Source organism: Clostridium sp. DL1XJH146 (assembly GCF_054819755.1).
In genome coordinates, this window is record NZ_JBTVVN010000008.1 from 52,560 (window position 1) to 77,662 (window position 25,103).

Consider the following 25,103-nt stretch of genomic DNA (forward strand, 5'->3'; position numbering starts at 1 on the left):
TCCTTACGCTATTTATAGCTCACAGTTCACAGTTCACAGTTCACAGTTCACAGTTCACAGTTCACAGTTCACAGTTCACAGTTCACAGTAATTATACACTACACATTACTACTTATAAAGTGTCCTTTATTGAAATAAAGCTTCCCCATCTATGAAGATTAAGATGAGAAAGCTCTATTAATTATTTATTTTTATGAATACTATTCTGTAACTGCTTCTGTACTACCTGCATTTTTAGCAGCTTTCATTAATAATGTTATACCTGTATAAGTAACAACAACTATTACTAACCATCCTAATACTTCTAGTGGTAATGATTTTACTAAGTATGCTGCAATTATAACACCTACAGCACCTGCAACTGCAATACCCATAGATGCTCTTCTATTATAAGCTCCTTCTTTAACAAACTTAACTGATGCTACTGGCATCAAGAAAGCACAAGAACCCATCATGATAGGGAATGCAACTGCTGGAGACATTCCTAAGAAATATATTAATGCCATACATGGAGCATATAAACCTATACCAGCTGTCATTAATGCACCTAAAATAAAGTTACCAACAACACCGATTACTAGTTTTCCACCTGTCAAAGCGATAGCTTCTCCGCCACCTGGCATCCATGACATTTTTCCTGCTAGCATCAAGAATGCTGTTGCTATTAAAGCTACACCCATCAATATTTGAACAGCTCTCTCATTAAATTTAGAAACTATTCCAGCTCCTACATATGCACCTATAGTTGCAGCTGCAAGCATTGCAACTAATGTTAATGTATCTACTTCAATAACTTTTATAAATATGAATGCTTCCATAATAACTGGAATTGTACAAGAAACATTTAACGTACCTGGTAATAATCTATCTGGTACCTGTTTGAATGCTCTTAACAACGCTGTTGTTGGAGCAAATGAACCTATACCTAGAGTATCAAAAAAGTTTGTTACAAAACCTATACCTGATACTTTTACCCATGAATTGTCCTCTAAATTGTCTTTGTACTTCATAAAATCCTTTACAAATACTACTGAAAACCAAGCTCCGAAAGCCCCTAATGCACCTAAAATTGCTGTTACCATATTTACATCTCCCTTAAATAATATTTTATAATAACTTTATAATAATTTTCAATAATTAAGTTTTTAATACTAATTATTGAAATGTGAAACCATTTCCAACTGGATCTTCTGGATCTATTACCATTTGGTTAAATCCTGTTATATATGCACTACCAGTGATTTCTGGAATAATAGCATCAAATTCTCCAGCTTTTGTAGTACTAACTACTCTTCCTTTAAACATTGTTCCAATAATACTTTCATAGACAAAAGGCTCATTTTCTTTAATCATACCTTTAGCATATAATGTTGCTAATTTTGCACTTGTACCTGTTCCACATGGTGAACGGTCAACTTGTCCCTCTCCAAAGATTACAACGTTCTTAAATGTTGCTTCTGGGTTTGAAGGTAAGTCATATATTTCAACTAAGTCAACAGTTTTTATATGTGCTTTCTCTGGATGTTGAATTTCAAATTCTTTATTTACTATATCTCTAATCATTAAACCTAGTTCTGTAAGTCTGTTAACATTTTTTACTTCCACTTCAACACCTAATTGTTTTGCATTTACTATAGCAAAGAAACTTCCACCAAATGAAATATCTAGTGTAACTTTTCCTACAGTAGGAAGATCGATTTCTACATCTCTTTTATATAAGAAAGAAGGTACATTTTTGAATGATACTTCTTTTGCTTTTCCATTTTCAACTTTAACACTCGCTCTTACCAGTCCTGCTGGTGCTTCTAAAACAACTTCTGTAATAGGCTCAGTTACTTTTACCATTCCTGTTTCAACAGCAGCAGTAGCAGCGCCTATAGTTCCATGTCCGCACATATTAAGGTATCCTCCACCATCCATGAATATAATTCCAATGTTGGCTTCTTCATTAGTTGGTTGTGTAATAATTGAACCAAACATATCTTTATGTCCTCTTGGCTCATGCATTATAGCTGTTCTTAAATCATCTAAATTATTTTCTAGGTATTCTTTTTTCTCTGACATTGTCTTTCCAGGTATTACAGGTACACCACCTACTACTATTCGTGTAGGTTCTCCCATTGTATGTGAATCAATTACATTAATTGATCTATTTACTTTCATTACTGACACCCCTTTAATGAATGAATTTGTTATTTTATTGACAAACATATGTAAATTTTTTAACCCTTTTTCATGATTAAATTATAAAATAATATAACTGCTTATGAATACTATAAAAAATAACATTACATAATATTCTGACTTTTTATTTCTTTAATACTTTCCTACCTTTTGAAAAGGTAGGAAAGTAAATTAAATTCTATAGTACTGCTATATACTCATATGGAAGAGATTTGATTCTTCCTGGAGTTTCTATAGAAACTAAAGCTTCTAAAGTCTCTCTTGTAATAGCTGTTTGCATTTCTATATTGTTTGGCTCTCCAGCATTTGCTCCCATTGGTACTAACGGAGCCGTTACTCTTGGTGCACCATTTTGTCTTACTACAGGAGGTAACGCTGCAATAATTATTGTAGGTATTCCTGCTGCTTCAATCGCTCTCTGCACAATCACGGCAGAGCGGTGGCAAGTTCCTCAGCCAGCAGTTAATAGAACTGCATCTACGCCTTCTTCTTTTAATTGTTTTGCTATTTCTGGACCTGTTTGTTCAGTGAAAACATTAACGTCTCCACCGCCACCCATAAATCCAAAGTTTACTGGGGCAATTCCCTTTATAACTCCTGCTTCTGCTAATTCTCTAACCCTATCTATAGGGAACATGCAGTTTACATCTTTATTTACATCTGCGTTATCATATCCTCCGTGAGAAACCATCAATTCAGAACTTGGTGCATCTCCTGGAATAACTCTGAAACCAGTATCTCCTGCAAGGTTAAATTTCTTATCAGTTTTTAAATGTACACCGGCAGCTGTTGCTAATGCTACAACCATTTCATTTAATGGTTTTGTAACAGGAGTCCATACTACTGGAGGTGTATTTGGAACAAATATTTCAGACTGTAGTCCTTTTACGCTAGTTAAGCTCATTTTCTTACCTCCTATTTATTTTCTTCTACTTTTCTTTTTACTTCTTTTTCTCTTCTTGCTATTTCAGCATAATCTTCATCAACGTCTGGACCTAATACTTCAGGATAGCTCATCATAAAACCAACTTCTTGTCCTACCAATAATTCATATTCTGTTATTACTAACCTTCTTGGTACTTTTAATTGACCCATTCTTCCTTTAAGATCCATAGTAACTGAACAATCATTTACATCTACTACAATTCCCTCAAAGAATTTTTCAGAAGATATATATTTAAGTCTATCCATCACTTTCACTCCATTCTATTGTTCTACTTCGTATATCTCTCTTCTTTTCTTACTTTTTTCTAATGATTGCTCATTAGCTTCTAATTCTATTTTTCTTCCTGTAGCTTTTTCTATTGCTTCAACGTTATTTAATTTAACATTTGGATTCCATTTTCTTTCAGCTTCTTTGATTTCTTCTCCAGCCATTTTTGTTTTTAGCATAGCCATAGCACGGATAGCATCTTCAGGTGCAAGGCAGTTATTTTCAAGTATTTCATTTTCAATACCATGAGCTGACTTATTGTTGTCTACCAAAGCGTCCATATATGGGTTACCAACAACTAATTGTCCTTGAACTGCAGAATAAGTTACTCCAACTACTGGAATTCCTCTCATACCAATTTGCTCGATATGACTTGCAAAATCTATGTGGTTATTTCCAAAACCTTCAGTAGTAACAATAGCACCATCAACGTCCATAGTTTCAACTGTCATTCCAAGTATTTTAGAAACATAGAATTTTTGAGAGTTTACTTGAGGTGAACCTACAAATATTACTCCAGCTAAATCTATTTCTTCATCATGCATAGCTTCTAGTACTAATGGCTCTCTCCAGTAATGTCTAGTAGTTTCTTTTGAAGCAGGTCCAATACAAGTTAATGCATGAATACATCCGTCTAATACTTGAAGTGGAGAAACAACTACTGGAACGTTTCCTAAATCAACATTTGGTTTTGCTCCAAGTGTTCCTGCTGGTTCTACTGGTAATATAAAGTTATCATGCATTGCGCCTTGGCCCATGATTTCTTTTACTATTACAACTTTCTTTTTACCTGGGCGACGAACTTGATTAAATTCTTCTTCATTTACTACTAAGCTATCATCTGCTGCTTTAAGAGCTTCTCTTATTTCTTGAGTGATAATGTCAGTAGCTTCATGAGCTGCCATAGGTCCTGGTCTTTCCATATTTGTACCAGCTTTAACTGTTACTTGTGTTTTTACAAAAAGTTCACCTTTCTCTGGTGATCCTGGTCTTCCCCACATGATGTTTCTATCTAGTCTTCCTTCTGAAGAACCAAATTCTCCTATTTGAACACCATTTTCATCAGTACCTGTTACCATTACAACAACTCCGTCAAGAACTCTTGTAATACCTACTCCTAAATCGCCTTCTTCTTTTGTTGCTATTGGCTGAATATCCATTATAGTTTCACTATATTCATTGTATCTTTCTGGAGTAATGATATCTAACTTAAGGTCTACTACTAATTCTTCAGAAGCAATTGCATCTTTAACTACATCTTCTCTTATATATAATATAGTTCCTTCAATTTTAGTTTCTTTTGCAAATTCAACTTTTTCTATTTTAAAGTGTCTTCTTTTTAAGCTTCTTACAATTTTTTCTTCTAATTTCTTTTCTTCTTGTGCAGGAGCTTCCCCAGCTACAACATTAGCTTGAACTGCAGGTGTTCCAACAACTCCACCAGCAATTGATAAAGGAATTTCTAAGTTGATATCTCTTCCTTCTCCAATGTGGATTTTAACTGTATTTCCAGCAAAACTTGTTACAGCTGCTATTGGTTCAACTGGTGCTACAGCTTCTACTGCTGGAGTTTCTTCTACAACTTCTTCTTCAGTTTCCATTACAGTAACACCCTCAAGTACATCAGTAGTTAATGCTGTTAAAGCATCTACAGTTACTTTCAATTTTGCACCTAAAACCTCACCGATTTTAAGACAATTTTCTGGTATTTCTAATAGACCTGATGCTTCTAAATCTGGTACAATATTGGGATCTTCTATGTTTGATGGTTCAATAACTGTTCCTGCTTCAAATCTGCAACATGTAATCGCTACATCATTTGCATGCTCCTTAGCAGTTTCTATTGTAATAGACATTTAATTTCCTCCTTGTTTTTTGCTTTAATCTTTAATATTGTTATTTTAAAAACTAATGTTTTTATAAAAACTTTTTGTTTATGTTTTAATGTGCAATTTGCAATTTACAATTAGCAATTAGGGAAGAAAATCATCCATAATTGAACATTGCAAATTGCACATTGCTAATTATGTTTTGCTAGTTATCTGTTTTTCTATAAAGTTTATGGCCAAAGGCCCTTAAAACGTGATCTGTACTATGGTATACGGGAACTCCTAACCTAGGAGCTACTTGCATGACTGTGTTAGTTCAATCCTGACACGTCCCAGTAAGTATAACCTCCGCACCTTCTTTTTTAAGATATAGAACTTTTTCTGCTTGGCCTGGACATGTACCAGGTTTATCACATCTATATCTTCCGTTAACTTCTACCATTCTTTTGCATTTTGTAGTAGCTATTACTTCTGCGCCCATAGCATTAGCAATTTCAGTTAATCTTTCTTCCTGAGCTCCACATTCACAAGCAATAACTCCAACTTTTCTTTTTTCTGTTGGAAAAGGCATACTTACTAATATTCCGCCTAAAGTTTTATTAACAGGTGTAGATTCTTCTCCATGTCTTCCTGTAAACGGTCCACCTGTTACGATTTCTCCGTGTGGTTCAACATATCCACCACATTCATTTATGAAATGTGATATTGGCATTCCTATAGGAACATCGAAGAATACTCTTCCTTCTCCAGCTTCTTTTAATCTACCACCTACAGTAAGATCCTTTGTAATAACTGGTCTTTTTTCTTCAATAGCTAAAGCTACATTTTTAAGTGTTTCTACATTTGAAATGATAGCATTTGCAGTTATTGGTAATGCACCCGGCTCTAAAACAATTCCTAAAAGTTCTCTAACGATAACTCTTTCATCACCTGCTGGATACATATTAGGTAAAAATTTAACTTCAATATTTTCTTCATCTTTACAAGCTTTAGCCACTGACAACAGTGCCTTCTTATGTATAGGCTTTATTGCAACAAAACCTTTTTCAGCACCTGTGATTTCCATCACATATTTAAGTCCTCTAATAACAATACTTGGATTTTCTTCTAATAGCATTGTATTATGATTTAATGTTGGCTCACACTCTGCAGCATTTACTATGACAGTTCCGCCTTTTAAATCAGTGTTGAATTTAATATGGGCTGGAAAACCTGCTCCACCTGCTCCAACGATACCAGCTTCTTTTATAGCTTCAAGGTTATTTTCTACGTCTTTAATTTTCATATATTCATCAGGTTGATTATCGTTAGCTTCAATTAAAATATTAAAATCATCTATACTAATAACTTTCCCTAAAACGCTTGAATGTATGTTAGCTCCTAATCCTTTAGGAATTGCTATCAATTGTCCCTTTTGAACTTCTTCACCAACTTTAACAATAGGTTCACATGGCGCTCCTACATGTTGTTTTAGTAATATAGAGATATTCATCATTTCACCTCCTTATGTAATATGTTCAAATTCAGTTTGTACTTTTTTTCACAATAGTATAGTAGCAAGTTACGTGCCAAAAAAATAAAACTGCATAGAACTTGCAGTTTATTTAGCAACAATGGCTAATTTACTTGTATAACTTTTTTTTATTAAGATAATTTTATTATAAATAATTTTTATAGAAAATGAACTTTTTGTCTAATTTTCGACTTTATTTTTATATGTATCCCTTTTTTCATTACGGCATCTCTATTCTGCCTTGTAGAGAACAAAAAACTAACATCTGTCTAATTTTAGTCACTTGTTAGTTTTTTGACACTTTTAATTTTATTTGAATTTATTAAATCTTATAATTATCAATTTTATAATATAATGTAGTCCTTGGTATGTTTAGCAACTCTGCAGCCTTTGCTTTATTTCCTTTAGATAACCTCAAGGCTTCTTTTATAAGCTCTGTTTCTAGTTTCTTAATAGATTCATTTAAATCAAGAGTATCATTTATCCCTGTATTTTTTTTATTTATTTCTTTAACCATATAATTTGGAATCAAATCACTAGATATTGTATTCTCTTTAGCTAATACAATTAAATTTTCCATTGTATTTTTTAATTCTCTTATATTTCCTTTCCAATGGTAATTTAATATAATTTTCATGGCTTCTTTATCTATTTTAGGAATTTCCTTATTATTCTTTTGAGATAACTCTTTTAAAAAAGCATCAATTAGTAAAGGAATGTCTTCTCTTCGCTCTCTCAAAGGTGGAAGATTTATTTCCACTACATTAATTCGGTAATATAAATCCTCTCTAAACTTTTTCTCTAATATCATTTTATTTAAATCTTTATTGGTTGCTGATATTACTCTTGTATCTATTGGAATATACTTATTCCCACCAACCCTTATAATTTGTTTTTCTTGTAATACTCTTAATAGCTTGGCTTGCATAAAAAGAGGCATATCTCCAATTTCATCTAAAAATATAGTCCCTCCCTCAGCCATCTCAAATAATCCTATTTTGCCATTTTTATTAGCCCCTGTAAATGCGCCTTGTTCATATCCAAAAAACTCACTTTCAAATAATCCTTGCGGTATGGCACTACAATTAACAGGTACAAAAAGGCCTTTTTCCCCACTATAATTATGTATTTCCCTTGAAAAAACTTCTTTTCCTGTTCCACTCTCTCCTGTAATCAATATTGTAGCTTTAGTTCTAGCAACCTTTTTAGCAATTTCAATTTTATCATTTATTTCTTTACTTCTACCCACAACACCACCAAAATCATTATTGGAATACCTTTTAATTTCTTCTTCTAAAAATTTCAAAGTATCATTTGCCTTCTGCAATTCACTAGCTAACTTCTTAACTTTAGAAATGTCTCTATCTGTACTTACTGCTCCTGAGAATATTCCGTCTATCCATATGGGTGAAGAATTAATAATCATATGAAAATCTTTTTTAGGTTCATGCTTAACATCCTCGTAAGTTTCTTTAGTTTCTAAAACTTTTAATATCAAAGCATTAGGGAAAAAATCTTTTATTTCTTTACCTAAAATATCTTTTTGCAATACGCCATAAAGCTTTTCTGACTTTTTATTCCAAAGAACAACTATACCATCAATATCGACAACACAAACAGCTTCATATATAGAATTAAGGACATGATCTAATTGTACGCTTGAATTCTCAATAGTTTTATAAAGATATTCAAGTATTTCACTTTTCCTTATAACTCCTACTAATTTCCCATTTACAATTACAGGCAATCTTCCAACTTTATTCTTAGTCATCATATTTCTACATTCTAATAATGTTGTTGTTAAACCTATACTAATAAAATTACGGTTCGCATATTTTTTTAATGTTATTTTGTCATAATCATTATTTTTTATAATTTTAGATATATCAACAAAAGTCAAAATTCCAACTAATTCTCTTTTATCATTTTCAATAAAAATCTCGTCATAATTGTTCTCTAACATAGTTTCTATAGCTTCATTCAATTCACAATTTTCATTAAGCATACTAAATTTTTTAGACATAACACTGCTAACTAAAATACTTTTTGAATGTAAAAACACTGCACTCACCTCTCTATATTTTATATTCTAAAAAAACGCCTTGATAAGATAAAATAATCAAATCAAAGCGTTATAACTTCTATTTGGCATTAAAATGTAGAAATACAATCAACCACGAGCTCTATTAACGCACAATATAGTTTAAAAGGCCTATCACAAATCCACACATATATCTACTTCCATTAATCATTTACATTTTACAATATAGTTTTATGTTTGTCCATAACAACCTATATTAATGTAAATTTTAGTAATTAATTTATGTTAATGTATCAATATATCATTTTCCTCATTTTCAACTTTAAAAGAGCCAAAGCCTTTTTGCAATCTAATTCATCCATATTATTTTCACCTACTACTTCTGTCTCTATACCTTTTTCTGATTTATTAATATCCACTATAGTATCCATATATTTATTAGTTACTACAAATTTAGCCTGTTTTCCTACAAAAGTAACTCCAACTAAAGGAATTCTTCTCTTACCAACCTCTTCTATAGTATTAGCAAAATCAACATGTGAATTACCCCATCCATCAACTGAAAGAATTACTCCATCAGCTCTCATAGCTTCAGCAAGTACAGCTGCCCTTTTACCTACATAATACTTTTCTCTATTTCCTTGTGGTGTTCCTACAACTACAACACCTAATAGATCGACATCCGTATCCTTAGAAACCACATCTAAAAGTGGGTCTCTAAAATGATGTAGAGTAGTTTCCTTTGTTGAAGGTCCTATTCCCATTTCAATTCACCTCTCATCATGTATTTGCCCTAATTGCGCCATCCCTATATTCATTTGGGGATAAAACGACTGGCATATTACCAACATCTATTATTGATCTTGCACCATCAAAACCACTTGGCTCATTAGGAAGAACTTGATTATCATAATTTGCTCCTTGACCTGCTATTTGCTTGATAATAACTACTTTCTTTTTACCATGTCTTACTCTATCAAAATATTCATGAGATTCCGTGCAACCTCTTCCATCAAACTTCTTTAATATCTCTCTATACTTCTGAATAAAAACATCACTAGCTCTATGAGCTGCCATAACTAGATCACGGCTATAAGGTAATCCACCTTTTAAAACAACATCTATATGAATAATATAGTCTCTTTTCGATGGCGTTCCCGCTCTATCAAATACCATTTGTTCTTCAAGGATACCTTCTGATGAACCAAACTCACCCATTTGTCTTCCATCAGCATCAATACCTGTTAGCATTACATAAACCCCTGTAATAGTATGAGTTATACCTTCTCCTATTGTGCCAAGAACTTTTGTTGAAATAGGTATCACATCCATTATAGTATTTACATATCTATTGTACTTAGAAGGTTCAATAATATCTATATTAACCTTTTCTATTAATTCTTCTGTCTCTTCCATAAATTTGATTATATTTTTATCGATTACTAAAACATTTCCCAATATATTTGTTTTCTCATCAAAAATAACTTCATTTATATGAAATGATTTTATCACGAGCCTTCTTAAAATTGTCTCATTCATATTCTCATCTCCTTACTCTTCTAATTAGAGTTTTCATTTCATATTTCAATCTTTAATTGAGAGATCCATATTCATTACAAATTGTATATTCCTACTAGATTTAAGTAAAGCTTTCTTATCTTTGAAGCACGATAAGAAAGCTTTATTATTCATTAGTTTTTCTAAATATTACTCTGTAACTGCTTCTTCTTTACCTGCATTTTTAGCAGCTTTTATTAATAATGTTATAGCTGTGTACGTAACAACGACTATCACTAACCATCCAAGTACATTAAGTGGTAATGATTTTACTAAATATGCAGCAATGAAAACACCTATAGCACCAGCAAGTGCAATGCCCATAGATGCCCTTCTATTATAAGCTTCTTCTTTAATAAACTTAACTGATGCAACTGGCATCAAGAAAGCACAAGAACCCATCATAATAGGAAATGCAACCGCTGGAGACATCCCTAAGAAGTATATCAATGCCATACATGGAGCATATAAACCTATTCCTGCAGTCATTAATGCACCTAAAATGAAGTTACCAATAATACCAAAAACAAGTTTTCCTCCTGTTAATGCAATAGCTTCTCCACCACCTGGCATCCATGCCATTTTACCTGCTAACATTAAGAAAGCAGTAACTAATAAAGCAATACCCATCGTCATTTGAACAGTTCTTTCATTAAACTTAGCAACTATGCCAGCGCCTAAATACGCTCCCAAAGTTGCAGCTGCAAGCATTGCTATTAATGTTATTGGTTCTACTTCAATAACTTTAATGAAAATAAATGCCTCTAACATAACTGGTATTGTACAAGAAACATTTAATGTACCTGGTATTACTCTATCCTGCACCTGTTTAAATGTTCTCAATAATGCTGTTGTAGGAGCAAATGAACCTATACCAAGAGTATCAAAAAAGTTTGTTAAAAACCCAATGCCTGATACCTTTACCCATGAATTGTTCTCTAAGTTATCTTTGTGTTTTATGAAATCCTTTACAAACACTACTGAAAACCAAGCTCCAAAAACTCCTAATGCGCCTAGAATTGCTGTTACCATAATATTAACATCTCCCTTGTATAATATTTAATAATACCTTTATATAAGCTATTCCAAAATAGACCTTATATTTTAAAATCTATTATTGAAATGTAAAACCTTTTCCCACTGGGTCATCCGGATCTATTACCATTTGATTAAATCCTGTTATATATGCACTACCAGTAATTTCTGGAATAATTGCATCAAATTCCCCAGCTTTTGCAGTACTAACTATTCTCCCTTTAAACAATGTTCCAATTATACTTTCATAAACAAATGGTTCATTTTCCTTAATCAAACCTTTTGCATATAAAGTTGCTAATTTAGCACTTGTTCCTGTTCCACATGGCGAACGGTCTACTTGACCCTCTCCAAAGATTACTACATTTTTGAATGTTGCTTCTGGATTTGTAGGTAAATCATATATCTCAACTAAATCAACACTTTTTATATGTTTATTCTCTGGATGTTGAATTTCAAACTCTTTATTTACTATATCTCTAATCATTAACCCTAGCTCTGTAAGTCTGTTAACATTTTTAGTTTCCACTTTAACTCCCAATTGTTTTGCATTTACAATAGCAAAGAAACTTCCACCAAACGAAATATCTAGTGTAACTTTACCTACAGTAGGCACGTCAATTTCTACATCTCTTTTATATAAGAAAGAAGGAACATTTTTGAATGAAACTTCTTTTGCTTTTCCATCTTCTACTTTAACACTTGCTCTTACTAGACCAGCTGGTGCTTCTAATACAACCTCTGTAACAGGTTCTGTTACTTCTACCATTCCTGTTTCAACAGCTGCAGTTGCTGCTCCTATAGTTCCATGGCCACACATGTTAAGGTATCCGCCACCATCCATAAATATAATTCCAATATTCGCTTCTGGATTAATTGGTTGTGTAATTATTGAACCAAACATGTCCTTATGACCTCTCGGCTCATGCATTATAGCTGTTCTTAAATCATCTAAATTATTTTCAAGATATTCTTTTTTTTCTGACATTGTTTTACCAGGTATTACAGGTACACCACCTACTACTATTCTTGTAGGTTCTCCCATTGTATGTGAATCGATTACGTTAATAGATCTATTTACTTTCATTATTGACACTCCTTTTAATAAATGTATTGTCTTGTTATTTTATTGACAAATGCTAGTAAAATTTTTAGACTTATCTATAATTCACACAATAAAATATTATTACATATCACAAAATAATATTGCATAATATTTTGACTTTTTATTTCTTTAATACTTTCCTACCTCTTAGCTAGATAGGAAAGTATTGTAAATTCTATAGTTTAGCAATATATTGATATGGAAGAGATTTGATTCTTCCTGGAGTTTCTATAGAAACTAAAGCTTCTAAAGTGTCTCTTGTAATAGCTGTTTGCATTTCTATATTATGTGGTTCTCCAGCATTTGCTCCCATTGGCACTAACGGAGCTGCTACTCTTGGTGCACCATTTTGTCTTACTACAGGAGGTAACGCTGCAATAATTATTGTAGGTATTCCTGCTGCTTCAATCGCTCTCTGCACAATTACGGCAGAGCGGTGGCAAGTTCCTCAGCCAGCAGTTAATAAAACTGCATCTACGCCTTCTTCTTTCAATTGTTTTGCTATTGATGGTCCAGTTTCTTGAGTGAAAGCATTAACATCTCCACCACCACCCATAAATCCAAAGTTTACAGGAGCAATTCCTTTTATAACTCCTTCTTCCGCCAATTCTCTAACTCTATCTATAGGGAACATGCAGTTTACATCTTTATTTACATCTGAATTATCATATCCCCCGTGAGAAACCATCAATTCAGAACTTGGTGTATCTCCTGGAATAATTCTAAAAGTTGTATCTCCTGCAAGGTTAAATCTTTCGTCTGTTTTTAAGTGTACACCAGCAGCTGTTGCTAATGCTACAACCATTTCATTTAATGGTTTTGTAACAGGAGTCCATACTACTGGAGGTGTATTTGGAACAAATATTTCAGATTGTAATCCTTTTATACTTGTTAAGCTCATTTCCTTACCTCCTATTTATCTTTTTCTAATTTTCTTTTTACTTCTTTTTCTCTTCTTGCCATTTCAGCATAGTCTTCATCAACTTCTGGACCTAGTATCTCAGGATAGCTCATCATCAAACCAACTTCTTGTCCTACCAATAATTCATAATCAGTTATTACTAATCTTCTTGGTACTTTTAATTGACCCATTCTTCCTTTAAGGTCCATAGTAACTGAACAATCATTTACATCTACTACAATGCCCTCAAAGAATTTTTCTGAAGATAAATATTTAAGTCTATCCATTATCAACACTCCATCCTAATCTTCTTTTTCGTATATTTCCATTCTTTTCTTACTCTTTTCTAATGATTTCTCATTAGCAACTAACTCTATTTTTCTTCCTGTAGCTTTTTCTATAGCCTCTATGTTATTCAATTTAACATTCGGATTCCATTTTCTTTCTGCTTCTTTTATTTCTTCGCCAGCCATTTTTGTTTTTAACATAGCCATTGCACGAATAGCATCTTCAAGAGTAAGACAGTTATTTTCAAGTATTTCATTTTCTATACCTTGAGCTGATTTATTATTATCTATTAATGCATCCATATAAGGATTGCCAACTACTAATTGTCCTTGAACAGCAGAATAAGTTACGCCAACTACTGGGATACCTCTCTTACCAATTTCTTCAATATGACTTGCAAAATCTATGTGATTGTTACCAAAACCTTCAGTAGTAACAATAGCACCATCAACATCCATAGTTTCAACAGTCATTCCAAGTATTTTAGAAACATAGAATTTTTGAGAGTTTACTTGTGGTGAACCAACAAATACTATTCCAACTAAATCTATTTCTTCATCATGCATAGCTTCTAATACTAATGGCTCTCTCCAATAATGTCTAGTAGTTTCTTTTGAAGCAGGTCCAATACATGTTAATGCATGAATACATCCATCTAATACTTGAAGTGGAGAAACAACTATCGGAACATTTCCTAAATCAACATTTGGTTTAGCCCCAAGTGTTCCTGCTGGTTCTACTGGCAATATAAAGTTATCATGCATTGCTCCTTGACCCATGATTTCTTTTACTATTACAACTTTCTTTTTACCCGGGCGACGAACTTGATTAAATTCTTCTTCACTTACAACCAAGCTTTCATCAGCTACTTTAAGAGCTTCTCTTATTTCTTGAGTGATAATGTCAGTTGCTTCATGTGCAGCTATAGGTCCTGGTCTTTCCATATTTGTACCAGCTTTAACTGTTACTTGTGTTTTTACAAAAATCTCATCTTTTTCTGGTGATCCAGGTCTTCCCCACATAATATTTCTATCTAATTTTCCTTCACAAGAACCAAATTCTCCTATTTGAACACCATTTTCATCAGTACCAGTTACCATTACAATAACTCCATCAAGTACCCTTGTAATACCGTCTCCTACTTCGCCTTCTTCTTTTGTGGCGATTGGTTGAATATCCATTACTGTTTCTGAGTATTCGCTATATCTTTCTGGTGTAATAATTTCTAGTTTTATATCTACTACTAAATCTTGAGTACTAATTGCATCTTTAACAACATCTTCTCTAATGAATAATGTTGTTCCCTCAATTTTTGTTTCTTTTGCGATCTCAACTTTTTCTATTTTAAAGTGCTTTCTTGTTAAACTTCTTATAACTTTTTCTTCTAATTTCTTTTCTTCAACTGTAGCTTTTTCTTCAGCAACAACATTTGTAACTGTTGGTACTGCTCCTCCAACTACTCCTCCTGCTATTGATAAAGGAATTTCTAAGTCAATATCTCTTCCCTCACCGATATGGATTTTAACTATGCTGCCACCAATGCTTGTAACTGGTGCTACTGGTGCTACTGATTCTACTGGAGATACAGCTTGTATTTCTTGAGTATCCTCTTCTTCAACTTCTTCTTCTTTTTCCATTAAGGTAACACCTTCAAGTACATCAGTAGTTAATGCTGTTAAAGCATCTACAGTTACTTTCAATTTTGCACCTAAAACCTCACCGATTTTAAGGCAATTTTCTGGTATTTCTAATAATCCTGACGCTTCTAAATCTGGTACAATATCTGGATCCTCTATATTTGATGGTTCAATAACGGTTCCTGCTTCAAACCTGCAACATGTAATAGCTACATCATTTGCATGCTCCTTAGCAGTTTCTATTGTAATAGACATTTAATTCCCTCCTTGTTTTTTGCTTTAATCTTTAATATTGTTATTTTAAAAACTAATGTTTTTATAAAAACTTTTTGTTTATGTTTTAATTTGCAATTTGCAATTTACAATTAGCAATTATTGAACATTGCAAATTGCACATTGCTAATTATATTTTGCTAATTATCTGTTTTTCTATAAAGTTTATGACCAAAGGCCCTTAACACATGATCTGTACTATGGTATACGGGAACCCCTAACCTAGGAGCTACTTGCATAACTGTGTTAGTTCAATCCTGACACGTACTAGTTAGTATAACCTCCGCACCTTCTTTTTTTAGATATAGTACTTTTTCTGCCTGACCTGGGCATACTCCTGGTTTATCGCATCTATATCTTCCATTAACCTCAACCATTCTTTTACATTTTGTAGTAGCAACTACCTCTGCTCCCATAGCATTAGCAATCTCTGTTAATCTTTCTTCCTGAGCTCCACATTCGCAAGCAATAACTCCAATTTTTCTTTTTTCTGTTGGGAAAGGCATGCCCACTAATATTCCACCTAAAGTTTTATTAACTGGTGTCCATTCCTCTCCGTGTTTTCCTGTAAAAGGACCACCTATTACAATTTCTCCATGTGGTTCAATATATCCACCACATTCTTTTATATAATGTCCTATAGGCATTCCTATAGGTACATCAAAGAACACTCTACCCTTTTGAGCATCTTTTAATCTTCCACCTACAGTAACATCTTTTGTAATTACAGGCCTTCTTTCTTCTATAGCCAACGTTACATTTTTAAGAGTTTCTACATTTGAAATAATGGCATTTGCAGTTATTGGTAGAGTACCTGGTTCTAAAACAATTCCCAAAAGTTCCCTAACAATAACTCTCTCATCACCAGCTGGGTACATATTAGGTAAAAATTTAACTTCTATGTTTTCTTCATATTTGCAAGCCTTTGCTACCGATAAAAGAGCTTTTTTATGGATAGGCTTTATTGCAACATAGCCATTTGCAGCACCTGTGATTTCCATTACATATTTAAGTCCTCTAATAACAATACCTGGATTTTCTTCTAAAAGCATTGTATTATGATTTAATGTTGGCTCACACTCTGCAGCATTTACTATGACAGTACCACCTTTTAAATCAGTATTAAACTTAATATATGACGGAAAACCTGCTCCACCAGCACCAACGATACCAGCTTCTTTTATTGCCTCAAGGTTATTTTCAACCTCTTTTATTTTTATATAATCTTCAGGTTGGTCATCTTTGGCATCAATGACAATATTATTACCATCAATATCTACAACTTTCCCCAAAACACTTGAATGTATATTTACTCCTAGACCTTTTGGAACTGCTATTAGTTGTCCTCTCTTGACCTCTTCTCCAACCTTTATTATAGGTTCGCACGGAGCTCCTACATGTTGTTTTAGTAATATAGAGATATTCATTATTTCACCTCCTCATATAATACGTTCAAATTCTTTTGTACTTTTTTTCACAATAGTATAATTAGCAATTACTGTGCCATCTTAAAATAATTTCACATTATGTAAATAAATTCAATCAACCTAAGATTATTGCTAATATAGGAAATTTTTATATCATAATACTCACTTATAGAAATTACTAATAAAAGTTATCTTCTGCCAGTTTGCTGACAATTTCCTCTCATTATAAGCTACACAAACTTCCTGTAAACATTTACCAGCCTAATCAAAATCCAATAATTTTAAAAAAACGTCAATAATTTGACGTTTGTCAGATTATTGACGTTACTTTATTTTGTAACTATCCATTTTATAATACAAGGTAGCTCGTGGTATATTTAATAACTCTGCTGCTTTCGCTTTATTGCCTTTACCTTCTACCAAAGCTTTTTTTATGAGCTTAATTTCAAGTTCTTTTATAGATTGTTTTAAATCTAAATTTTCATCATTAATAACTTTTTTATCCATATCTTTTATCATATATTCAGGAATTAAATCACTTGTAATATACTCATCTTTAGATAACACTATTAAATTCTCTATTGTATTTTTTAGCTCCCTTATATTTCCCTTCCAACGATAATTTTGTATGATTTTCATAGTATTTTTATCTATTTGTGGTATTTTTTTACCATTCTTCTTAGATAATTCCTCTAGAAATGTATTAACTAGCAAAGGAATATCACCTTTCCTTTTCCTAAGTGGCGGTAAGTTTATTTCAACTACATTAATACGATAATATAAATCCTCTCTAAACTCGTCATTTTCAACCATTTTAATTAAATTTTTATTTGTTGCTGATATAACTCTTGTATTTATAGGAATATACTTATTTCCACCAACTCTTATTATTTGTTTCTCCTGTAGTACTCTCAGAAGTTTGGCTTGCATAAAAAGTGGCATATCACCAATTTCATCTAAAAATATAGTTCCTCCCTGAGCCATTTCAAATAATCCTATTTTCCCTTTTTTATTAGCTCCTGTAAATGCACCTTGTTCGTATCCAAAAAACTCACTTTCAAACAAACCATCCGGAATGGCACTACAATTAACAGGAATAAAATGACCTTTTTCTCCACTATAATTGTGAATTGCTCTAGAGAAAACCTCTTTTCCTGTCCCGCTCTCGCCTGTAATTAATATTGCTGCCTTTGTTCCAGCAACTTTCCTTGCAATTTCAATTTTATCAATTATTTGCTTACTTTTACCTACGACACCGCCAAAATCAGCCTGCGAATATCTATTCATTTCTCCTTGTAAAAACTTCAGAGTATCATTTGCCTTTTGTAATTCACTAGCTAACTTTTTAACTTTAGAAATATCTCTATCTGTGCTTACTGCCCCTGCAAATTCTCCATCTATCCATATTGGTGAAGAAGTAATAATCATATGGCAATCTTTTTTAGGTTCATGATTAACGTTTTCATAAGCAACTTTAGTTTTTAAAACTTTTAGTATCAAAGCATTAGGGAAAAAATTCTTTATTGGTTTACCCAAAATATCCTTTTGCAATACGCCATAAAGTTTTTCTGACTTTTTATTCCAAAGAACAACTATACCCTCAGTATCTACAACACAAACAGCCTCATATATAGAATTAAGGATATGGTCTAATTTCATGCTTGAATCTTCTATAGTTTTATAAAAATACTGAAGAATTTCATTTTTCCTTATAACTCCTACTAATTTTCCATAATCAACTACAGGCATTCTTCCAATTTTATTCTTAACCATAATATTCCTACACTCTAATAATGTCACATTTGAACTTACACTCATCAAATTACAATTCAAAAATTCCTTTAACGTCATTCTAGAATAATCATTATTTTGCATTATTCTAGATATATCAACAAAAGTCAGAACTCCAATTAATTCTTCATTTTTATTTTCAACAAAAATTTCTTCATATTTGTTTCTTAACATACTCTCTATAGCTTTGTCCAATTCACAATTTTCTTTAAAGACATTAAAATTCTTAGACATAACGTCTCTAACTAAAAAATTTTTTGAATATAAAAACACGCTACTCACCTCTATAGGTTTTTATTTTTAAAAAACACCTTGATAAGATAAAAATTATCTGACCAAGGTGTTATGTCTTATATTTGGCGGGAATATGTGGGAATCGAACCCACCCAGGACGCTCTTAACGCCCCAACACAGTTTTGAAGACTGGCAGGCACACCAGCACCTATCTACTCCCATACAGCATTTTAATTCTATACTAATCTAGAATTTTTGTCAATAAAAAAAGGCGCGAATTATGTCAGCTTACGCTCATTACCCTCTCTTTTAGTAACTTTAACTTCATCTAGATGTTCTAATAAAGCCATAGCATATTGTCTTGAAGTATTTAATTCCTCCCTAACCTCTGCCAATGTAATCTTTTCATTCTTTTGTATATAAGTTATAATCTTATCTTTTCCAGAATTATAGTTTTCCTTTGAATAAGTTATATCTTGAGATATTTTGATTAATTCACCACTCTTAAGTAATAAATCATAAACTTTTTTATATTCTTCTATGTTTTGCTTGTCTTCTGTCAACGCTTTAAATTTTGGTGGTGAAAACTTACCCTCATCAATTTTACTTAAAAGCTCATTTTTTATATTATTCTGCTCTTCATTCAACTTTATTTCAAAACCTATACTACAAATATAATTTCCTTTTACTTCTATCATTGCCTTACTATCTAGTATCTTTAACAATTCTTTATATATTTTATTTTTCAAATCCTTTGAAAATACCTTTGTTTTGAATTCTTCTTTTAATATACCTACTTCAAGAGGGTTTTGTTTATGATAATTTTCTAAAGTTTTATTTATATTTTCTTCTAATCCTCTAATATATTTTCTATGAATATAATTCTTCTTTCCACTCTGTTCTAGTTTATAAATTTTAGCTTCCTCTTCAAGTTGTATTAGTATTTCTTCTAAATTATCTATATTTCTACCAACTTTTTTTATTATTTCATCTTTATTTGGAAAAGTCGAACTTATTTCATATATTATATGTTCAATAATATCTTCTATGCTTCCTTCTGCCTTCATTTTTAAATTACTAATGTATGTTTGATTAAATCTCTTTGCCTTTGTTGCTTTAGGATCAATTATAGTTCCTCCACCTATTGTATACACTGGTGAATAGTTTCTTATAATGAATTTATCTCCTTTTTGAAAGGATGCCATTTTCTCTAATCTAATTTGCACAAAAGCAGATTCTCCTGGCTTTAATCCTTCTTTTTCTAAAATAATTATTCTACCCATTATTTCAGAGGTTCCAGCATAAAATCTAATTCTTTGTCTATTTTTCAGAGCAGTTTTAACACTTTTTAAGTATATTAATTTTGAATCTACCATAAATGATGAATCAAGAACATCTACTCTAGATATTACATCCCCTCTATGAATATCATCTTTCTTTATATTCATTAAGTTGATTGCACAACGTTGCCCTGCTTCTCCTATTTCTTCATCTTCGCCATGTATTTGTATGCCTCTAACCTTTGTTTTTATACCACTTGGATAAATCATTAATTCATCATTAATTTTAATTTTTCCACTTAGAATTGTTCCTGTTACTACAGTTCCAAAGCCAGATACAGAAAAAATTCTATCTACTGCTAATCTAAAATGTCCTTCTCTATCTCTTTCCTCCGCTTGGTCTACTTTTTCATCTAAAACCCTGATTAATTCTTCCATTCCCTCTTTTGTTTTTGATGAAACAGAAATAATAGGAGCATCACTTAAGAAAGTACCTTTTACTTCTTCTGAAATATCACTTTCGATCATAGACAGCCATTCATCATCAACTAAATCTTTTTTAGTAATTACTATAATCCCTTTTTTTACTCCTAATAACTGAAGTATCTCAAGGTGTTCTTTTGTCTGAGGCATTATCCCCTCGTCTGCGGCTACCACTAGGGCTACAACATCTATTCCCATTGCACCTGCAAGCATGTTTTTTATAAATTTCTCATGACCTGGCACATCAATTATTCCTGCTCTCTTTCCGGAAGGAAGGTCAAAATAAGTAAATCCTAGATTTATAGATATCCCTCTTTTTTTCTCTTCTTCTAAGGTATCTGTTTCTCTTCCTGTTAAAGCTTTTATAAGCTGCGTTTTACCATGATCAATATGACCAGCTGTTCCTATAATTATATGCTTCATATCTCTAACTCTCTTTCTTCTATCAGTTTAAAGGCATTAATTATCGTATCGAAATCTTCATCTTTAATAGTCCTTATATCCATAATAAATTCATCATTATTTACTCTACCGATTATCGGAACATCATTTTCTCTCATAAGTTTTTCTAATTTAGTAGTGGAAATCTTATCTGATTTAGCTTTCACTACAAAAGATTCAATTGTCTCTGTAGGAAGAGACCCACCTCCAACTTTTGAATAACCACTATCTACATTAAAAGTATAAATATTTGATTTATTTCTTAATTTCCTTAATAATTTTTGAGCTCTTTTTTTATGAACTTCTTTAGGAGATAACATCATGTATAAAGTAGGTATCTTCTCAATTGCTTCATTTTCCGATAAATATAATCTCAAAGTAGACTCTATTGCAGCAATAGTCATCTTCCCTACTCTCAGAGCTCTAGTCAATTGATTTTTCTTTATCTTATCAATATACTTTTTCTTTCCTACAATAATACCTGCTTGTGGACCTCCAAACATTTTATCTCCACTAAAAGTAATTACATCAATATTCTTTTTTACACTTGATTGAACTGTCGGTTCATATATAAATCCATATTTTCTAAAGTCAATAAGTACTCCACTACCTAAATCTTCTACTACAGGAATATCATGTTTGTTTCCTAGTTTTTGCAGTTCAATTCCATCTACATCATCAGTAAATCCAAGTATTTTATAATTAGATGTATGAATTTTCATGAGCACACCTGTATTTTCATTAATATTATCTTCATAGTCATACAAATGAGTTTTATTAGTTGTTCCTACTTCCACTAATTTTGCTCCACTAAACTCCATAACATCAGGAACTCTAAATGAACCACCAATTTCTACAAGCTGCCCTCTAGAAACAATAGCTTCTTTTCCACTACATAATGTGCTTAGTACTAGCATCACTGCTGCTGCATTATTATTAACAACAACAGCAGCTTCTGCACCAGTTATTTTTGTTACTAAATATTCAAGATGAGAATATCTACTCCCACGTTTTCCTTCATCAACATCGTACTCTAGATTATTGTACCCATTAATTACGCTCATTACATTTTCAGCCGCTTCCTTGCTTAATAATGACCTACCTAAATTTGTATGGACAATTATCCCTGAAGCATTAATTACTTTTTTCAAATGATTTTGAGATTTTGCTTTAAGAGTTTTCTCAAAATATTCTAAAATTTCTTGTATCTTTAATTCATCAATTTTACCACTTAAAATTTTTTCTCTATAGCTATCAATGGCTTCCCTTAATGCCTCTACAACCAATTCTCTATTAATATTTTTTAAGTATTCTACTACAATCTCTTCTTTTAGTAAATAATCCATTTTTGGAAGTGCTCTTAAAAGTTCTTTTTTCATATTATCACCTATCTACGAAATTATTATTGAATATTCTTCTTTAGCTTTAAATTCTCCAATTATACTCGATTTTAAATTTAATTTATTTAATTCCTCTAACATTTTCTCAGCCTCATTCTTTTCTGCTGATATTAATAATCCACCTGATGTTTGAGGATCAAATATAATATCCACCATCCAAGGCTCTACATCTACTAATTTGTAATTTTCTTTTATATACTCTCTATTATTATAACTTCCAGCTGGTACAAGTCCCATTTCAGCATATTCTTTCGCTTCTTTTATATAAGCAATTTTATCTTTATTAATATATAATGTTAAATCAGAAGCTGATGCCATCTCATAGGTATGCCCCATAAGTCCAAAACCAGTTATATCTGTGCATGCATGTGTGTCGTACTGTGTCATTATTTCTCCAGCATATTTATTTAAAGTTGTCATAATTTCAACTGATTTATTATATCCTTCATTTGAAGCCAATCCAGCCTTTATTGCCGTATTAATTATCCCAGTACCTAGAGGTTTAGTTAATATAATAACATCCCCCTCTTTTGCACCATAGTTTTTCATTATTTTATCAGGATGAACCATTCCTGTTACAGATAGTCCATACTTAGGTTCGTCATCTTCAACTGAATGACCTCCAACAACAACAGCCCCTGCTTCAATAACCTTATCTGCTCCACCTTTTAAAATTTCACCTAAAACATCTATTGGCAGACAGTTTGGAAATCCTACAATATTTAATGCAACAGTTGGCTTTCCTCCCATAGCATAGACATCACTTAAAGCATTTGCAGCAGCTACCTGGCCAAACACATATGGATCATCTACTACAGGTGTGAAAAAATCTAAAGTTTGAATTATTGCCATTTCATCACTTAATTTATATACAGCAGCATCATCGCTAGTTTCAATTCCTACCAATAAATTCTTATCTTCCATCTTAGGAAGTTTACTTAAAATCTCAGAAAGAGCTCCCGGCCCTATTTTAGCCGCTCATCCAGATTTCTTTGTCATTTGCGTTAGCCTTATATCTTTCTTTTTAGCTATACTCATAAAATTACCTCCTGTATTTTTCATATAATACCCCATTTTTAGAGATTATTGTTATTAATAAGTAATGTTAATTTTAATAACTATTATTCATAAATAATTTAAAATGTACAATTACCAATAATTATCTTATATCGAGATTTTTTAATCTATTAAATTAATTCAAAGATTTTGCGTAGCAAAATCATCCTAAATTGTGCATTGTGTATTGTGCATTTATATTCAAAAGTGCCTTATATCATTCCCCTATATTCTATAACAACTCTTTTATAAAGTCCATAAAACAAACCTTAATCTATTTGATTTTCTCACCAATATATTATAGTATTAAATCAGTTAGATTTTATTATAAAAAATCTTTAACATTATTAAAGTTTAAATTTATCAAAATATTTTAAAGAGGTGTATAAATGGATTTCAAGCAACTAACCTCATTCATTGAAATCGTTAATTTAAAAAGCTTTTCAAAAGCATCGGCAAAACTTTACTTGACTCAGCCAACTGTTACAAATCATATTCAAAAATTAGAAGAAGAACTAGACGTTATCTTATTAAACAGGACTGGTCGTGAAGTTACCCCTACTGAACCAGGCTCCCTATTTTATAATTATGCTCAAGAAATGGTTAACCTAAAGGCTTCTGCTACTTATAAGTTAAACGCCTACAAATCAAAAATACAAGGAAATATTGAAATCAATTCAAGTAGTATCCCTTCTCAATACATCCTTCCCTACATAATCAAGGATTTTAAATTCCTTTATCCTGATGTGTTTTTTAAGATTAATCAAACTGATTCAAAAAATGTTATTAATTCAATAAAAGATGGATACAGTAATTTTGGTATTGTAGGTGCTAAATATAATATAAAAAATGTAGAATATACAGAATTAATGGAAGATCGACTAGTACTAGCCTTACCTTCAACATATGCAGATAAATTTTCGCCCTTTGATACTATAAATTTAAATCAACTTGAAAGCATCCCACTTATTCTACGTGAAGAAGGCTCAGGATCCCGTTATATGATTGAAGAAGAACTATTGAAATTAGGAACGTCATTTAAAAACTTAAAAATAGTTACTCAAACTTCAAATAATGATACTATAAAAAAAATGATTGAGCTAAATATAGGCGCAAGCTTTATTTCCCAATTAGCTATTAAAAAAGAAATCTCAAGCCGCACCATAATTCCTGTTGAAATATCAGATATGAATCTTAAAAGAAATTTTTATTTTGTTTGCCATAACAAGAGATTTTTATCTCCACTATCAAAGACCTTTAAAGACTTTGTACTTGATTACAATATATCGGAATAATTAATTAGAATACTAACATTTTATAAATTGCTATAAAAAACCTAAAAGACGGTTCTTGACTAAAGTCAACAATCGTCTTTTAGGTTTTTATTAATTATTTATTAAAAGATTTACTCCCAA

20 protein-coding genes and 1 tRNA gene are annotated in these 25,103 nt (G+C 31.8%); 1 reads left to right on the forward strand and 20 read right to left on the reverse strand.

Going from position 1 to position 25,103, the window contains the following annotated elements:
• Positions 1-200: 200 nt before the first annotated feature.
• The 20 genes from ACVHXK_RS05815 to selD form a co-directional block, all read right to left on the reverse strand.
• Positions 201-1,082, reverse strand: a complete 882-nt coding sequence (locus ACVHXK_RS05815; RefSeq protein WP_461205428.1) for a TSUP family transporter — start codon at positions 1,080-1,082, stop codon at positions 201-203.
• 73 nt (positions 1,083-1,155) lie between these two features.
• Positions 1,156-2,163 (reverse strand): proline racemase, encoded by a 1,008-nt coding sequence (locus ACVHXK_RS05820; protein WP_461205429.1) that lies wholly within the window; start codon positions 2,161-2,163, stop codon positions 1,156-1,158.
• Positions 2,164-2,362: 199 nt separating this feature from the next.
• Entirely contained in the window at positions 2,363-3,088 is a 726-nt protein-coding gene (prdB, locus tag ACVHXK_RS05825) for a D-proline reductase (dithiol) protein PrdB (RefSeq protein WP_461205430.1), read from the reverse strand.
• An 11-nt stretch (positions 3,089-3,099) separates the two neighbouring features.
• Positions 3,100-3,375 carry a CBO2463/CBO2479 domain-containing protein gene (locus tag ACVHXK_RS05830; RefSeq protein ID WP_461205431.1) on the reverse strand — a complete coding sequence of 92 codons (276 nt, stop codon included), beginning with the start codon at positions 3,373-3,375 and terminating at the stop codon, positions 3,100-3,102.
• A gap of 15 nt (positions 3,376-3,390) precedes the next feature.
• The gene (gene prdA, locus ACVHXK_RS05835) at positions 3,391-5,253 is read right to left on the reverse strand and encodes a D-proline reductase (dithiol) proprotein PrdA (protein ID WP_461205432.1); all 1,863 of its coding nucleotides are present in this window, start codon (positions 5,251-5,253) and stop codon (positions 3,391-3,393) included.
• A 178-nt stretch (positions 5,254-5,431) separates the two neighbouring features.
• Positions 5,432-6,718 (reverse strand): proline reductase-associated electron transfer protein PrdC, encoded by a 1,287-nt coding sequence (gene prdC, locus ACVHXK_RS05840; RefSeq protein WP_461205433.1) that lies wholly within the window; start codon positions 6,716-6,718, stop codon positions 5,432-5,434.
• A gap of 343 nt (positions 6,719-7,061) precedes the next feature.
• A complete protein-coding gene (prdR, locus tag ACVHXK_RS05845) occupies positions 7,062-8,801 on the reverse strand; it encodes a sigma-54 dependent transcriptional regulator PrdR (protein WP_461205434.1) in 1,740 nt (579 codons plus the stop codon).
• 272 nt (positions 8,802-9,073) lie between these two features.
• Positions 9,074-9,544 (reverse strand): glycine/sarcosine/betaine reductase component B subunit, encoded by a 471-nt coding sequence (locus ACVHXK_RS05850; protein WP_461205435.1) that lies wholly within the window; start codon positions 9,542-9,544, stop codon positions 9,074-9,076.
• A gap of 16 nt (positions 9,545-9,560) precedes the next feature.
• Positions 9,561-10,319, reverse strand: a complete 759-nt coding sequence (gene prdD, locus ACVHXK_RS05855) for a proline reductase cluster protein PrdD (protein ID WP_461205436.1) — start codon at positions 10,317-10,319, stop codon at positions 9,561-9,563.
• Between the two features lie 168 nt (positions 10,320-10,487).
• Entirely contained in the window at positions 10,488-11,369 is an 882-nt protein-coding gene (locus tag ACVHXK_RS05860; RefSeq protein ID WP_461205437.1) for a TSUP family transporter, read from the reverse strand.
• An 82-nt stretch (positions 11,370-11,451) separates the two neighbouring features.
• Positions 11,452-12,459 carry a proline racemase gene (locus ACVHXK_RS05865; RefSeq protein WP_461205438.1) on the reverse strand — a complete coding sequence of 336 codons (1,008 nt, stop codon included), beginning with the start codon at positions 12,457-12,459 and terminating at the stop codon, positions 11,452-11,454.
• Positions 12,460-12,652: 193 nt separating this feature from the next.
• Positions 12,653-13,378 (reverse strand): D-proline reductase (dithiol) protein PrdB, encoded by a 726-nt coding sequence (prdB, locus tag ACVHXK_RS05870; RefSeq protein ID WP_461205439.1) that lies wholly within the window; start codon positions 13,376-13,378, stop codon positions 12,653-12,655.
• A gap of 11 nt (positions 13,379-13,389) precedes the next feature.
• The gene (locus tag ACVHXK_RS05875; RefSeq protein ID WP_461205440.1) at positions 13,390-13,665 is read right to left on the reverse strand and encodes a CBO2463/CBO2479 domain-containing protein; all 276 of its coding nucleotides are present in this window, start codon (positions 13,663-13,665) and stop codon (positions 13,390-13,392) included.
• 15 nt (positions 13,666-13,680) lie between these two features.
• The gene (prdA, locus tag ACVHXK_RS05880; protein WP_461205441.1) at positions 13,681-15,558 is read right to left on the reverse strand and encodes a D-proline reductase (dithiol) proprotein PrdA; all 1,878 of its coding nucleotides are present in this window, start codon (positions 15,556-15,558) and stop codon (positions 13,681-13,683) included.
• Between the two features lie 158 nt (positions 15,559-15,716).
• On the reverse strand, positions 15,717-17,003 hold the full coding sequence (gene prdC / locus ACVHXK_RS05885; protein WP_461205442.1) for a proline reductase-associated electron transfer protein PrdC: 1,287 nt from the start codon (positions 17,001-17,003) through the stop codon (positions 15,717-15,719).
• Between the two features lie 324 nt (positions 17,004-17,327).
• Positions 17,328-19,067: a sigma-54 dependent transcriptional regulator PrdR gene (gene prdR / locus ACVHXK_RS05890; RefSeq protein ID WP_461205443.1), complete on the reverse strand. Its 1,740-nt coding sequence runs from the start codon at positions 19,065-19,067 to the stop codon at positions 17,328-17,330.
• An 84-nt stretch (positions 19,068-19,151) separates the two neighbouring features.
• A tRNA-Sec gene (locus ACVHXK_RS05895) sits at positions 19,152-19,248 on the reverse strand.
• Between the two features lie 58 nt (positions 19,249-19,306).
• A complete protein-coding gene (selB, locus tag ACVHXK_RS05900) occupies positions 19,307-21,214 on the reverse strand; it encodes a selenocysteine-specific translation elongation factor (protein ID WP_461205444.1) in 1,908 nt (635 codons plus the stop codon).
• On the reverse strand, positions 21,211-22,611 hold the full coding sequence (gene selA, locus ACVHXK_RS05905; protein ID WP_461205445.1) for an L-seryl-tRNA(Sec) selenium transferase: 1,401 nt from the start codon (positions 22,609-22,611) through the stop codon (positions 21,211-21,213). The genes selB and selA overlap by 4 nt, the downstream gene beginning before the upstream one ends.
• A gap of 12 nt (positions 22,612-22,623) precedes the next feature.
• Positions 22,624-23,670, reverse strand: coding sequence for a selenide, water dikinase SelD (gene selD / locus ACVHXK_RS05910; RefSeq protein WP_461205446.1), 1,047 nt, complete (start codon positions 23,668-23,670; stop codon positions 22,624-22,626).
• A gap of 407 nt (positions 23,671-24,077) precedes the next feature.
• On the opposite strand from selD, the gene ACVHXK_RS05915 reads away from it, so the two are divergent.
• On the forward strand, positions 24,078-24,983 hold the full coding sequence (locus ACVHXK_RS05915) for a selenium metabolism-associated LysR family transcriptional regulator (RefSeq protein WP_461205447.1): 906 nt from the start codon (positions 24,078-24,080) through the stop codon (positions 24,981-24,983).
• Positions 24,984-25,103: the final 120 nt, after the last annotated feature.